Below are 12,554 nucleotides of genomic sequence, written 5' to 3' on the forward strand. Positions count from 1 at the left end.
GAGTAAGCGTAGAGTGACATCAGAAGAGTGAGGATTTAACCTAACTTTAAGATTTTGATGGTTTTTAGTAACGAGTGTTGATGTCAGAAGAATGAGATTGGCGGAAGATCACAGGAGTCGAACCTGCCCGGGACCGCTGGCGGCCCCAACTGGATTTGAAGTCCAGCCGCCTCACCGGAGACGACGATCTTCCCTCTTAAACACAGAAGCGCGGCGAGTATACCATCGGTGATACCCTTATAAAAAGAAGGGCTTCATTAAATAAGGTAACGGATGTCCCACAGGGGCAGCATCGTGTCCGTTTCTGACCTTCTTTCCCCCGCTTATCCTTGCCATCATAGGGTTAACCCTCTCAGGCAAGGAGTCCGAAAATGACCGATACCGTTTTACTGGTAATTGATGCGCAACAGTCGTTCTATCATCGTGGCTATCAGCAAACCCCGGAAACGCCCGCGTTTGAACAGGCGCTGAGCCGGCTTATCGCCGGCTGCCAGCAGAAAGATATTCCGGTGGTGGATGTGCTGCATGTGGAAACCGAAGGCCCGTTTTCACCGGCGTCCGGCCTGGTGGTGCGCCTGCCGTTTCTGACCCATCAGGCGGCGCACAGCGTGAAAAAAACGGTACATAATGCGCTGACGGAATCCGGTCTGCTACAGTGGCTGGAGCAGCGGCAGGTGAAGCATGTAATCGTGAGCGGTATCCGTACCGAGCAGTGCTGTGAAACCACCGCGCGCGTGGCGTCGGACCTCGGCTACCGCGTGACGTTTGTGACGGAAGCGACGCTGACGTCCCCCCTTACCCACAACGGCATTACGCTCAGCGTGGCGGATTTGCGCCACCGTACCGAAAGCGTGCTGATCGATCGCTTCGCCGCGATCCGCACGGTGGAGGAGTGCCTGCAGGAGCTTGCATAACATGACGATTCCGGTGTGGTTTTTGACCCTGCCCGGGGTGATGACCCTCGACCTGACCGGCCCGGCAGAGACGCTGAAGCTGGCCGACGGGGCGTTCAGCCTGCACTATATCGGCCCCGATGAAACCGTGCTGAGCTCAACGGATATGGCCATCAGCCGTATCCAGCCGCTGCCGGAAGCGTTACCCCCCGGCAGCCTGTTAGTGGTGCCGGGCGTGCAGGACTCCTCGGTGTGGTTTGACACCCCGCAGGCGGTTGCCGCGCGTAACTGGCTGATGCGCATTCAGCCCGCGATCCATGCCCGCCATATCAGCCTGATCTGCGTCTGCTCCGGCTCACTGCTGGCCGCCCGCGCCGGGCTGATGCACGGCGTGGAGTGCACCACCCATCATGAAGTGATCGCACGGCTGAAAGCCGCCGAACCTGCCGCTATCGTGCGGGAAAATCGCATCTTTATCGAAGATCGCGGCATCTGGACCAGCGCGGGGATTACCGCCGGCATCGATCTGTCGCTGCATCTCATTAACCGGCTGTGCGGCTCGCAGATGGCGCTGAACGTGGCGCGGGAAATGGTGGTCTATTTCCGCCGCTCGGGGGATGACCCGCAGCTATCGCCGTGGCTGCGCTACCGCAACCATATGCATCCGGCCATTCACCGTACCCAGGATCTGCTGATCCAGCAGCCGGAGCAGGAGTGGTCGCTGGATGATATCGCCGATCGGGTCCACGTCAGCGCGCGCCATCTGACGCGGCTGTTCCGCCAGCATCTGGGGATCAGCGTGCGTGAGTATCACGAGCAGCTGCGGCTGGCGATTGTTCAGCAGCGTCGCCAGCAGGGGGAAGGTAATGAGCAGGCGGCGCTGGCGGCAGGGTTCTCCTCCTCCCGCCAGCTGCGCCGCGCACAGCAGCGCTGGCAGGCAGACTAGCTGACCAGGTGATGTTTATCGATGCGCTGCAGGCCGATGGCCAGCAGCAGGCTGCCGCCGAGGGTAATGGCAAACACCAGCGGGATGTCGATCAGCGGACGGTCGGTATTATCCAGCCCGTGGGTGCGCATATAGTGGATAAACAGCGCGTGGAAGCCATAGATCGGCAGCGAATAACGCGAAATGGTGGCTAAAACCGGTAAAGGGCGGTTGTTCAGCGTGTTTTTAAACAGCACCAGCAGGCTGACGGCGGCAATAAACACCGCCGGACCGCAGTAGAGATACCAGGTATCGGCAAAGGCCCCGTTAATCGCGAACTGGCGTTTGGTGCCGAAGGCGATCACCAGCACGCAGACGATAAAGGTTATCGCCGCCAGCCAGCTAACGCCCCGCCTGTCGGTCTTCATCATGCCGATGGCCCGGCCGGTCAGCGCGTACAGCAGATAGTAGATGGAATCCCCGTTGATATAGAGGTTCACCGGCAGCCAGTGAAAACGGGCAATCGAGCCGTCAACGGTATTCGGGTTCGCCAGTACCGCCAGCACCAGGATCACAATCGCCATATAACCCGCGCTGACCGGCTTAACCTGAATCAGCGGTGAAAACATATAGATGGCGATAATCGCGAAGAAAAACCACAGGTGATAAAAGATCGGCTTTTGCAGCAGGTTTTTCACCGAGGTGACTTCATTAATTGGCGTCAGCAGGGTGATGTAGGCCAGCGCCACCGCGCTGTAAAACAGCAGGCACAGCACCACCCGCAGGAAGTGGCGCTTCTGCGCGCTGCGCTCGCCGAAAAACAGGTAGCCGGAGATCATAAAGAAGATCGGCACGCACACCCGGGACGCCGAATTCAGCAGGTTTGACAGGTCCCAGCTGTGCTCGCCGACCGACATGCCGGTGGTCACGTACCAGGTGGTGGTGTGGATCATAATTACCATCAAACACGCCACGGCGCGTAAATTATCTATCCAGCCAATTTTCTGCATTATTTCAATCCTGTTTGCCGGGAAAAAATCCGTATCGGTGCCCGACAAGTCTGGCCAGGAGAGTGCACTTCAACAACCCGGCGAGCAAAAACTCGGAACAGGACGAACAAAATGTGTGGCATCGCCGACAAAAGCAGCGTATTCGATTAAATCACCGCCGTTATCATTACCATTTTGGTAATCAACCCGGTCAAAGGGTATACTGACGCCCACTTTTTTAACCACTCGTATCGCGTGCGAAATCAACATGCAAAAGTTTGATACCAAGACTTTCCAGGGCCTGATCCTGACCTTACAGGATTACTGGGCGCGCCAGGGCTGCACCATTATCCAACCGCTGGATATGGAAGTGGGCGCTGGTACTTCTCACCCGATGACCTGCCTGCGGGCGCTGGGGCCAGAGCCAACGGCGGTGGCCTACGTGCAGCCGTCACGCCGCCCTACCGACGGCCGCTACGGTGAAAACCCGAACCGCTTACAGCACTATTACCAGTTCCAGGTGATCATCAAGCCATCGCCGGACAACATTCAGGAGCTGTACCTCGGCTCGCTGAAAGAGCTGGGCATGGACCCGACCATCCACGATATCCGCTTCGTGGAAGACAACTGGGAAAACCCAACGCTGGGTGCCTGGGGTCTGGGCTGGGAAGTGTGGCTGAACGGCATGGAAGTGACGCAGTTCACCTACTTCCAGCAGGTTGGCGGCCTGGAGTGCAAGCCGGTTACCGGTGAAATCACCTACGGTCTGGAGCGCCTGGCGATGTACATCCAGGGCGTGGACAGCGTTTACGATCTGGTGTGGAGCGACGGTCCGCTGGGTAAAACCACCTACGGCGACGTGTTCCATCAGAACGAAGTGGAGCAGTCCACCTATAACTTCGAATACGCCGACGTCGATTTCCTGTTCGCCTGCTTCGAGCAGTACGAGAAAGAGGCGCAGAGCCTGCTGGCGCTGGAAAAACCGCTGCCGCTGCCTGCCTACGAGCGTATTCTGAAAGCCGCACACAGCTTTAACCTGCTGGATGCCCGCAAAGCCATCTCCGTCACCGAGCGTCAGCGTTATATTCTGCGTATCCGCACCCTGACGAAAGCCGTGGCCGAAGCCTATTACGCCTCCCGCGAGGCGCTGGGCTTCCCGATGTGCAAAAAGTCTGAACAACTGGAAAACGATTAAGAGGCAGCCATGACTGATAAAACCTTCCTGGTGGAGATCGGCACCGAAGAGCTGCCTCCGAAAGCCCTGCGCAGCCTGGCCGAGTCCTTCGCGGCAAACTTTACCGCTGAACTGGATGCGGCGGGCCTGGCCCACGGCGACGTGAAGTGGTTCGCCGCGCCGCGCCGCCTGGCGCTGAAAGTCGCCAACCTGAGCGCCGCACAGCCGGATCGCGAAGTGGAAAAACGCGGCCCGGCAATTGCCGCCGCGTTTGACGCCAGCGGCGTGGCCACCAAGGCCGCCGAAGGCTGGGCACGCGGCTGCGGCATCACCGTCGATCAGGCTGAACGCCTGAGCACCGACAAAGGTGAATGGCTGGTGTACCGTGCGAAAGTGACCGGAGAGCGCGCTCAGGCACTGCTGCCGGCGATGATCGCCACTTCCCTGGCGAAGCTGCCGATCCCGAAACTGATGCGCTGGGGCGCGTCTGACGTGCAGTTCGTGCGTCCGGTGCATACCGTGACCATCCTGCTCGGCGACGAGCTGATTCCGGCCACCATTCTGGGTATCGATTCGGCGCGCACCATCCGCGGCCACCGCTTTATGGGCGAGCCGGAGTTCACCATCGACAACGCCGACCAGTATCCCGCGATCCTGCTGGAGCGCGGTAAAGTGCAGGCGGATTTTGAAGCCCGTAAAGCCACGATCAAAGCCGATGCCGAAGAAGCTGCCCGTAAAATCGGCGGCGTTGCCGATCTGAGCGAAAGCCTGCTGGAAGAAGTCACCTCCCTGGTGGAGTGGCCGGTGGTGCTGACGGCGAAGTTTGAAGAGAAGTTCCTCGCGGTTCCGGCTGAAGCGCTGGTGTACACCATGAAGGGCGATCAGAAGTATTTCCCGGTGTACGACACCGCGGGCAAGCTGCTGCCAAACTTCATCTTCGTGACCAACATTATCTCGAAAGATCAGCAGCAGATTATCTCCGGTAACGAGAAGGTGGTGCGTCCACGCCTCGCCGACGCCGAGTTCTTCTTCAACAGCGACCGTAAACGTCGTCTGGAAGATAACCTGCCGCGTCTGGAAACCGTGCTGTTCCAGAAAGAGCTGGGCACCCTGCGCGACAAAACTGACCGCATTCAGGCGCTGGCGGGCTGGATTGCCGCACAGATTGGCGCGGATGTGAATCATGCCACTCGTGCTGGTTTATTGTCCAAGTGCGATCTGATGACCAACATGGTGTTCGAATTTACCGACACCCAGGGCGTGATGGGCATGCACTATGCGCGTCACGACGGCGAAGCCGAAGACGTTGCGGTCGCGCTGAACGAGCAGTATCAGCCGCGCTTTGCCGGTGACGAGCTGCCGTCGAACCCGATTGCCTGCGCGCTGGCGATTGCCGATAAGATGGACACCCTGGCCGGCATTTTCGGCATCGGTCAGCATCCGAAAGGCGATAAAGACCCGTTTGCTCTGCGTCGTGCCGCCCTGGGCGTGCTGCGTATCATCGTTGAGAAAAACCTGCCGCTGGATCTGCAAACCCTGACGGAAGAGGCGGTGCGCCTGTACGGCAGCAAGCTGTCTAACGCTAAGGTTGTGGATGAGGTGATCGACTTTATGCTGGGTCGTTTCCGTACCTGGTATCAGGAAGAAGGCCACAGCGTGGATACCATCCAGGCCGTGCTGGCGCGTCGCCCGACCCGCCCGGCGGACTTCGATGCCCGCATGAAGGCGGTCTCCCACTTCCGTACCCTGGAAGCGGCTGCCACGCTGGCCGCCGCCAACAAGCGCGTCTCTAACATTCTTGCCAAGTCCAGCGAACCGCTGAACGACAGCGTGCAGGCCGTGCTGCTGAAAGAGAATGAAGAGATCAAACTGGCGACCTACGTGTCTGCCCTGAGTAGCAAGCTGCAGCCTTACTTTGCAGAAGGCCGCTACCAGGAAGCGCTGATCGAGCTGGCTGAGCTGCGCGAAACGGTGGATAACTTCTTCGACAAGGTGATGGTGAATGCCGATGACCAGGCGGTGCGTATTAACCGCCTGACGCTGCTGGCTAAGCTGCGCGAGCTGTTCCTGCAGGTCGCGGATATCTCCCTGCTGCAGTAACCTGCGGCCATCAGGGGCGGGCCATGTGCCCGCCCTTTTTTTATCCCGCGGACACCCCGACTTACAATTCCGCCTTGCCCCTCGCGCACCATTTCCTTACCCTGTGCGGCTTTTGCCATTCAGGTTAAGACATTTATGCAATCCTTTGGATACGCTGCAAAGGCAGCCAACACCGCTCTCGAACCCGTCGAATTCAAACGCCGCGACCTGCAGGCCGGTGATGTCCATATCGACATCCACTACTGCGGCGTATGCCACTCTGACCTGCACATGGCGCGTAACGAATGGGGCGTCAGCCAGTTCCCGCTGGTGCCGGGCCACGAGATCGTTGGGCGCGTTGTCGCCACCGGCAGCGACGTCACCGCGTTTAAAGCGGGCGACCTGGTCGGCGTGGGCGTGATGGTCGACTCCTGCGGCCACTGTGCTCAGTGCCACGGCGGCGAAGAGCAGTATTGTGAAGAAGGTTTTACCGCAACCTATAACAGCGAAGAGAAAACCATCGGCGGCATGACCTTCGGCGGCTATTCCGACAGCATCGTGGTCGACAGCAAATTTGTGGTCTCCGTGCCGGATAATCTGGCGCTGAGCGCGGTAGCACCGCTGCTGTGTGCGGGCGTGACCACATGGTCACCGCTGAAGCACTGGAACGTACAGCCGGGCCAGCGCGTGGGGATTATCGGGCTGGGCGGTCTGGGTCATATGGCGGTGAAGCTGGCGAGCGCGCTGGGTGCCGAAGTGGTGCTGTTTACCACGTCCCCGGCGAAAGGTGCCGACGCCCTGCGTCTGGGCGCCAGCCAGGTCGTGGTATCGAAAGATGCGGCGCAGATGGAAAGCGTTAAGAACAGTCTGGATATGATCCTCGACTGCGTTGCCGCGCCGCACGATCTGGACCCGTATCTCAACGCGCTGAAGACCAACGGTCATCTGGTGCTGGTGGGGATCCCTGACTCCCCGCATACGTCGCCGAACGTTACGCCAATTGTGTTTAAACGCCTGAGTATTTCCGGCACCTCGATCGGCAGCATCAAAGAAACCCAGCAGATGCTCGATTTCTGCGGCCAGCACAATATCGTGTCGGATGTTGAGGTGATTAGCCTGGATCAGGTGGAAGAGGCGTTTGAACGGATGCTGAAGGGTGACGTGAAGTATCGTTTTGTCATTGATATGAAAGCGGGACGCTAAGAGCTGCAACATAAAACCCGCCTCGTGGCGGGTTTATTTTTTCGTTCTTTTATCTTTCCAGTAACTGTCGTCCCAGATACGGATTCGAATGAATTAACTGCATCAGTTTCTGCGCGCTGCCTGAAGGCCGGGTTCGCTGTGCTTCCCAGCTTTTCACCGACGCAACGCTTACTCCCATTGCCAGGGCAAACTCATCAATCTGCATGCCGCTAATTTCCCTGATCCGTTTCGGTTCGGGCAGGGCTGCTTCACCCTCGATTATTGCGCCAGCCTGCAACACATCACGCGTCAACACGATCTGCTCCAGGTTGGAGAGTAATTCAAACATTGGGTCTTTTGTTTCCATAAGCACACACCTCATTAAAATCACTTAATGTGAACGACCAGAGGAGTTGAGCCTCAAGCACAGGCTCAGAATACTGGCGAACATCAACCACTGGAAAACTGCGAGGCAGCACAGGGAAACGCCAGGATCCTAAGTATTAGACGAATACTGGTGATACAGGTCATATTTTTTAATTATTTTTTTGTTTTGCTTTGCAAAAAATGAAAGACACCCTCACCGTCTCCTTTAATGTCATTGGCTTAGGTCTTATAAGCCTCGCTAATCTGTTTAAGGGGTTATCAGCCGATAAACCGGCTTGTTTGCCGGACGGGCGTCACGAACGTTCCCCTATGGTCACATTGTCGATCGCGCTATCCTTCGAAAACGAGTTCGACTATCCTTCATTCAGGAATTATCTTCTTCACAACCCGCAAGATATTTAACAGGAGTTTTTGCTCATGACCACAGGACCTGCGCGCATCTGGATGCGTTTGCTGGTGCCGTTTATGGCGCTGTTTCTGGTGCTGCAGCTGACCGGCTGCGGTGATAAAGAAGCCGACCAACGTAAGGCGTTTATCGATTTTCTGCAAAATACGGTGATGCGCAGCGGTGAACATCTGCCTTCGCTGAGCGAAGATCAGAAGCAGAAGTTCGGCAATTACGTCAGCGATTACGCCATCATTTACGGTTTTTCTCAGCAGGTAAACAAGGCTGTCGATACCGGCTTAAAACCGGTAGTGGATGAACTTTCCGCGATCCGCACACCGCAGGACTATCTGACTCGCCGCGATTCGCTGCGCCAGGCCAGCGGTTCTCTGGGCGTGCTGAATCAGCAGATTCAGGCCGCGAAAACCCAGGCCGACAGCAGCAAAGCGACGCTGAAGCAGCCCGAAGACCTTAAAACCGTCTACGATAACGTCTTTAATAAAGTGGTGACTCAGCCTGCGGATGCATTAATGCCTCTGCTGCCAACGCTACAAACGCTGAGCCAGGATGTGATCCAGGTTGGTGATTTCCTGCAGCAGCAGGGTACGCGCGTCACCTTTAATGGCCCGGCGGTGCAGTTCCCCACTCAGGATCAGGCATCCGCTTACAATACGCTGATGAGCAACCTGAGCATGAACGCCCAGTCACTGACTCAGGCACAAAACGTTCTGCAGAACAGCATTCAGTAATATTGCAGTGGGGCTTACCTCCCACCGTGATAATAAGGCCACCCGTCGGTGGCCTTATTTATTCCCTGCGTGAACCTGAATATCCGCTCGCCTGGGTGGCATATTCTTCCCCGCCCGTGACAGAATAAAAGTGGAATAAACGGGCAGCCTGATATGTAGCTTAGTTACAGAGCGTGGGCAGAACAGATCGCGTTCGAATGGCGGCACATAAGCCGGCATGTTAAGAAAAGTTTCTTGTGATCTACATCACATATTACGAACAAAAAACCCATCTAATTACGTGATTTATATCACATAATAGCGGCGTGTCTGTTCGTATTTCGACCTTTGTGGTTTTTTTACACAACTTTATTGTGACGAAGATCACAATAAAACCCTCCTCCCCCCCTGTTGCATAGTGATCCAGATCACACATAATTCGTCAGCTACGCAGCGTCATATTCGCGTGATAGAGTCCGCTTGCATACAGTGATACTGACGGCTTTTTCGCCGTAACCGTCTTCAAACAACATCAGCGCGCTCTCTTACATGGTCAGCGCGTACCAATAAGAGGTGTGCTTTTATGTCCTCATCAGATATCAAGATCAAGGTTCAGAACTTTGGTCGCTTTCTGAGTAATATGGTAATGCCAAATATCGGGGCGTTTATTGCCTGGGGTATTATTACCGCGCTGTTTATTCCAACCGGATGGCTGCCAAACGAAACGCTGGCGAAGCTGGTTGGCCCGATGATTACCTATCTGCTGCCCTTGCTGATCGGTTATACCGGCGGACGCCTGGTCGGTGGCGATCGCGGTGGTGTAGTCGGTGCGATTACCACCATGGGTGTGATCGTGGGTGCCGATATGCCGATGTTCCTCGGCTCAATGATTGCCGGTCCGCTGGGCGGCTGGGCGATTAAAACCTTCGACCGCCAGGTTGATGGTAAAATCAAAAGCGGCTTTGAAATGCTGGTTAACAACTTCTCTGCCGGCATTATCGGCATGCTGTTGGCTATCCTCGCATTCCTGGCTATCGGTCCGCTGGTTGAAGGCCTGTCCCATATTCTTGCCGCCGGCGTGAATCTGATGGTGCAGAACAACCTGCTGCCGCTGACCTCAATCTTCGTTGAACCGGCAAAAATCCTGTTCCTGAACAATGCGATTAACCACGGTATCTTCTCGCCGTTGGGTATTCAGCAGGCCAGCGAAGCCGGTAAATCTATCTTCTTCCTGATTGAAGCGAACCCGGGCCCGGGTATGGGCGTGCTGATGGCCTATATGTTCTTCGGCCGTGGCAATGCTAAACAGTCTGCCGGCGGTGCGGCGATCATCCACTTCCTTGGCGGTATTCACGAGATTTACTTCCCGTATGTGCTGATGAACCCGCGTCTGATTCTGGCGGTGATTCTGGGCGGTATGACCGGCGTCTTCACCCTGACGCTGCTGAACGGTGGTCTGGTATCACCGGCCTCTCCGGGTTCCATCCTCGCCGTACTGGCAATGACGCCTAAAGGCGCCTACTTCGCGAACATCGCGGCCATTGTTGCTGCCTTCGCCGTATCCTTTGTGGTGTCAGCCGTTCTGCTGAAAACCAGCAAGGTGAAAGAAGAAGACGACATCGAAGCTGCAACCCGTCGTATGCAGGAAATGAAAGCGCAGTCAAAAGGCCAGTCTGCAAATGTCGCCGGTGCCGATGCGCTGCACTCTGATTTATCCCACGTGCGCAAAATCATTGTGGCCTGTGATGCCGGTATGGGATCGAGCGCGATGGGTGCGGGCGTACTGCGCAAGAAAGTGAACGATGCGGGGCTGACCACGATTTCCGTGACCAATACGGCCATCAACAGCCTGCCGGGCGATGTGGATCTGGTGATTACCCATCGCGATCTGACCGAGCGTGCGATGCGCCAGGCGCCTCACGCACAGCATATTTCCCTGACCAACTTCCTCGACAGCGGCCTGTATAACGATCTGACCGCGCGTCTGGTTGAAGCCAACCGCAGCGCTGAACATCGCGAGAAAGTGAGCACCACGCTCAGCGACAGCTTTGATGAAGGCCAGGAGCATCTGTTCCAGCTGACGGCCAGCAACGTATTCCTGGGCAATCATGCCACGGATAAAGAGCAGGCGATTCGCTTTGCCGGTGAACAGCTGGTCAAAGGCGGCTACGTTGAGCCGGAATATGTTGATGCCATGCTGGAACGTGAAAAGCTGACGCCAACCTATCTGGGTGAGTCGATCGCTGTGCCGCACGGCACCATTGCCGCTAAAGACCGCGTGCTGAAAACCGGCGTGGTGTTTTGCCAGTATCCGGAAGGCGTGCGCTTCGGTGAAGAAGAAGACGATATTGCTCGCCTGGTCATTGGTATTGCCGCGCGAAACAACGAGCATATCCAGGTGATTACCAGCCTGACCAACGCCCTTGACGACGACAGCGTGATTGCCCGACTGGCAACCACCACCAGCGTTCAGGAAGTGTTGGATCTGCTGTCCGGTAAAACCAGCGCCTGATTCAGGTAGTGGCGAGATATTTCCGTAAGGGCCGGGCATGCCCGGCCTTTTTTGGATCGAATCCTGAACTCTTTAAGTAGGTATGATGATGAAAGCTTTACATTTCGGTGCGGGAAACATAGGCCGGGGATTTATCGGCAAACTGCTGGCCGATGCCGGTATTCAACTGACGTTCGCGGACGTTAACCAGGTCGTGCTGGATGCGATTAACGCACGCCATGAGTACCCGGTTCACGTGGTCGGCGAACAGGCGCAGGTTGAGATCGTAAAAGGTGTGAATGCGGTTAACAGCACCAGCGACGATATTGTCGATCTGGTGGCTGAGGTTGATATCGTTACCACGGCGGTTGGTCCACAGATCCTTGAGCGTATTGCCGGTGGCATTGCGAAAGGGCTGGCCAAACGCAGTGATAACGCTAATACCCGTCCCCTGAATATTATCGCCTGTGAAAACATGGTGCGCGGTACCACACAGTTAAAGGGCCACGTGCTGAAAGCGCTGCCCGAGCAGTACCACGCGTGGGTTGAAGAGCACGTTGGCTTTGTGGATTCCGCCGTTGACCGCATCGTTCCCCCTTCCGAGGCGGGCAGCAGCGATCCGCTGGAAGTGACGGTTGAAACCTTCAGCGAATGGATTGTGGATGAAACCCAGTTTAAGGGTGCGCTGCCTGCCATTCCGGGTATGGAACTGACCGACAATCTGATGGCCTTCGTGGAGCGTAAACTGTTTACCCTGAATACCGGGCATGCGATTACGGCTTACCTGGGACAGCTGGCGGGGCATAACACCATCCGCGAGGCGATTCTCGATCCGCAGGTGCGCGCCGTGGTCAAAGGTGCGATGGAAGAAAGCGGTGCCGTGCTGATTAAGCGTTACGGTTTTGAGGCGGATAAGCACGCGGCCTATATCCAGAAAATTCTTGGACGTTTTGAAAATCCGTATCTGAAAGATGATGTCGAGCGCGTCGGCCGCCAGCCGCTGCGCAAGCTCAGCGCCGGGGATCGTCTGATTAAGCCCACGCTGGGGACGCTGGAGTATCAGCTGCCTCACGAAAACCTGGTGACCGGCATCGCCGCCGCGCTGCGCTACCACAGCGAACAGGATCCGCAGGCACAGGAGCTGGCTGAGCTGCTGGCGAAGCAGGATGTTGCGACCACGCTGGCAGAGGTCTCCGGCCTTGATGCCAACAGCGATGTGGTTAAGGCCGTAGTGAAAGCCTGGAACGCTATGGCATAATGCCTGCGAACGCGCTCCTCAGGGACGAACAATCCGGGTACAGCCTCACCGCTGTGCCCGCGC

Annotated in this window: 10 protein-coding genes and 1 tRNA gene; 8 read left to right on the forward strand and 3 right to left on the reverse strand. The window is 56.7% G+C overall.

The annotated features are described in order from the left end of the window. Positions 1-98: 98 nt before the first annotated feature. Positions 99-193 (reverse strand) — tRNA-Sec (locus PGH32_RS19875). A gap of 178 nt (positions 194-371) precedes the next feature. Here PGH32_RS19875 and PGH32_RS19880 point away from each other — a divergent pair. Together PGH32_RS19880 and PGH32_RS19885 are read left to right on the forward strand one after the other, a co-directional pair. Next, positions 372-914: an isochorismatase family protein gene (locus PGH32_RS19880; protein ID WP_337894918.1), complete on the forward strand. Its 543-nt coding sequence runs from the start codon at positions 372-374 to the stop codon at positions 912-914. A gap of 1 nt (position 915) precedes the next feature. Then, complete coding sequence (locus tag PGH32_RS19885; RefSeq protein ID WP_314424050.1) at positions 916-1,839, forward strand: GlxA family transcriptional regulator; 924 nt, start codon at positions 916-918, stop codon at positions 1,837-1,839. On the opposite strand, the gene PGH32_RS19890 is transcribed toward PGH32_RS19885, so the two are convergent. After that, complete coding sequence (locus PGH32_RS19890; protein WP_337895031.1) at positions 1,836-2,831, reverse strand: acyltransferase; 996 nt, start codon at positions 2,829-2,831, stop codon at positions 1,836-1,838. The two genes, PGH32_RS19885 and PGH32_RS19890, sit on opposite strands and share 4 nt — an antisense overlap. A 244-nt stretch (positions 2,832-3,075) precedes the next feature. Between PGH32_RS19890 and glyQ the strand changes: the two genes are divergently transcribed. From glyQ to PGH32_RS19905, 3 genes are all read left to right on the forward strand, one after another. After that, positions 3,076-4,002: a glycine--tRNA ligase subunit alpha gene (gene glyQ, locus PGH32_RS19895; RefSeq protein WP_314424053.1), complete on the forward strand. Its 927-nt coding sequence runs from the start codon at positions 3,076-3,078 to the stop codon at positions 4,000-4,002. A gap of 9 nt (positions 4,003-4,011) precedes the next feature. Continuing rightward, positions 4,012-6,081 carry a glycine--tRNA ligase subunit beta gene (gene glyS, locus PGH32_RS19900; protein ID WP_337894919.1) on the forward strand — a complete coding sequence of 690 codons (2,070 nt, stop codon included), beginning with the start codon at positions 4,012-4,014 and terminating at the stop codon, positions 6,079-6,081. Positions 6,082-6,216: 135 nt separating this feature from the next. Continuing rightward, positions 6,217-7,263, forward strand: coding sequence for an NAD(P)-dependent alcohol dehydrogenase (locus tag PGH32_RS19905; protein WP_337894920.1), 1,047 nt, complete (start codon positions 6,217-6,219; stop codon positions 7,261-7,263). Positions 7,264-7,312: 49 nt separating this feature from the next. Here PGH32_RS19905 and PGH32_RS19910 read toward each other — a convergent pair whose 3' ends face one another. Further along, entirely contained in the window at positions 7,313-7,609 is a 297-nt protein-coding gene (locus tag PGH32_RS19910) for an HTH-type transcriptional regulator (RefSeq protein WP_314424061.1), read from the reverse strand. 437 nt (positions 7,610-8,046) lie between these two features. Here PGH32_RS19910 and PGH32_RS19915 point away from each other — a divergent pair, with 437 nt between their 5' ends. The 3 genes from PGH32_RS19915 to mtlD all read left to right on the forward strand — a co-directional run bounded on the left by PGH32_RS19915 (position 8,047) and on the right by mtlD (position 12,491). Then, positions 8,047-8,763, forward strand: coding sequence for a DUF3053 domain-containing protein (locus PGH32_RS19915; protein WP_314424064.1), 717 nt, complete (start codon positions 8,047-8,049; stop codon positions 8,761-8,763). Between the two features lie 562 nt (positions 8,764-9,325). Beyond that, positions 9,326-11,254, forward strand: a complete 1,929-nt coding sequence (locus PGH32_RS19920) for a PTS mannitol transporter subunit IICBA (RefSeq protein WP_314424067.1) — start codon at positions 9,326-9,328, stop codon at positions 11,252-11,254. A gap of 88 nt (positions 11,255-11,342) precedes the next feature. Next, positions 11,343-12,491: a mannitol-1-phosphate 5-dehydrogenase gene (gene mtlD / locus PGH32_RS19925; protein WP_314424070.1), complete on the forward strand. Its 1,149-nt coding sequence runs from the start codon at positions 11,343-11,345 to the stop codon at positions 12,489-12,491. Positions 12,492-12,554 lie beyond the last annotated feature (63 nt).

The sequence above is a fragment of the Erwinia sp. SLM-02 genome (assembly GCF_037450285.1).
GTDB lineage: Bacteria > Pseudomonadota > Gammaproteobacteria > Enterobacterales > Enterobacteriaceae > Erwinia.

Bases quoted from the DNA above. Each gene is read 5' to 3' on its own strand.
- PGH32_RS19880 (WP_337894918.1), top strand. From the start codon at position 372: ATGACCGATACCGTTTTACTGGTAATTGATGCGCAACAGTCGTTCTAT.
- PGH32_RS19885 (WP_314424050.1), top strand. From the start codon at position 916: ATGACGATTCCGGTGTGGTTTTTGACCCTGCCCGGGGTGATGACCCTC.
- PGH32_RS19920 (WP_314424067.1), top strand. From the start codon at position 9,326: ATGTCCTCATCAGATATCAAGATCAAGGTTCAGAACTTTGGTCGCTTT.
- PGH32_RS19910 (WP_314424061.1), bottom strand. From the start codon at position 7,609: ATGGAAACAAAAGACCCAATGTTTGAATTACTCTCCAACCTGGAGCAG.
- glyS (WP_337894919.1), top strand. From the start codon at position 4,012: ATGACTGATAAAACCTTCCTGGTGGAGATCGGCACCGAAGAGCTGCCT.
- mtlD (WP_314424070.1), top strand. From the start codon at position 11,343: ATGAAAGCTTTACATTTCGGTGCGGGAAACATAGGCCGGGGATTTATC.
- PGH32_RS19915 (WP_314424064.1), top strand. From the start codon at position 8,047: ATGACCACAGGACCTGCGCGCATCTGGATGCGTTTGCTGGTGCCGTTT.
- glyQ (WP_314424053.1), top strand. From the start codon at position 3,076: ATGCAAAAGTTTGATACCAAGACTTTCCAGGGCCTGATCCTGACCTTA.
- PGH32_RS19905 (WP_337894920.1), top strand. From the start codon at position 6,217: ATGCAATCCTTTGGATACGCTGCAAAGGCAGCCAACACCGCTCTCGAA.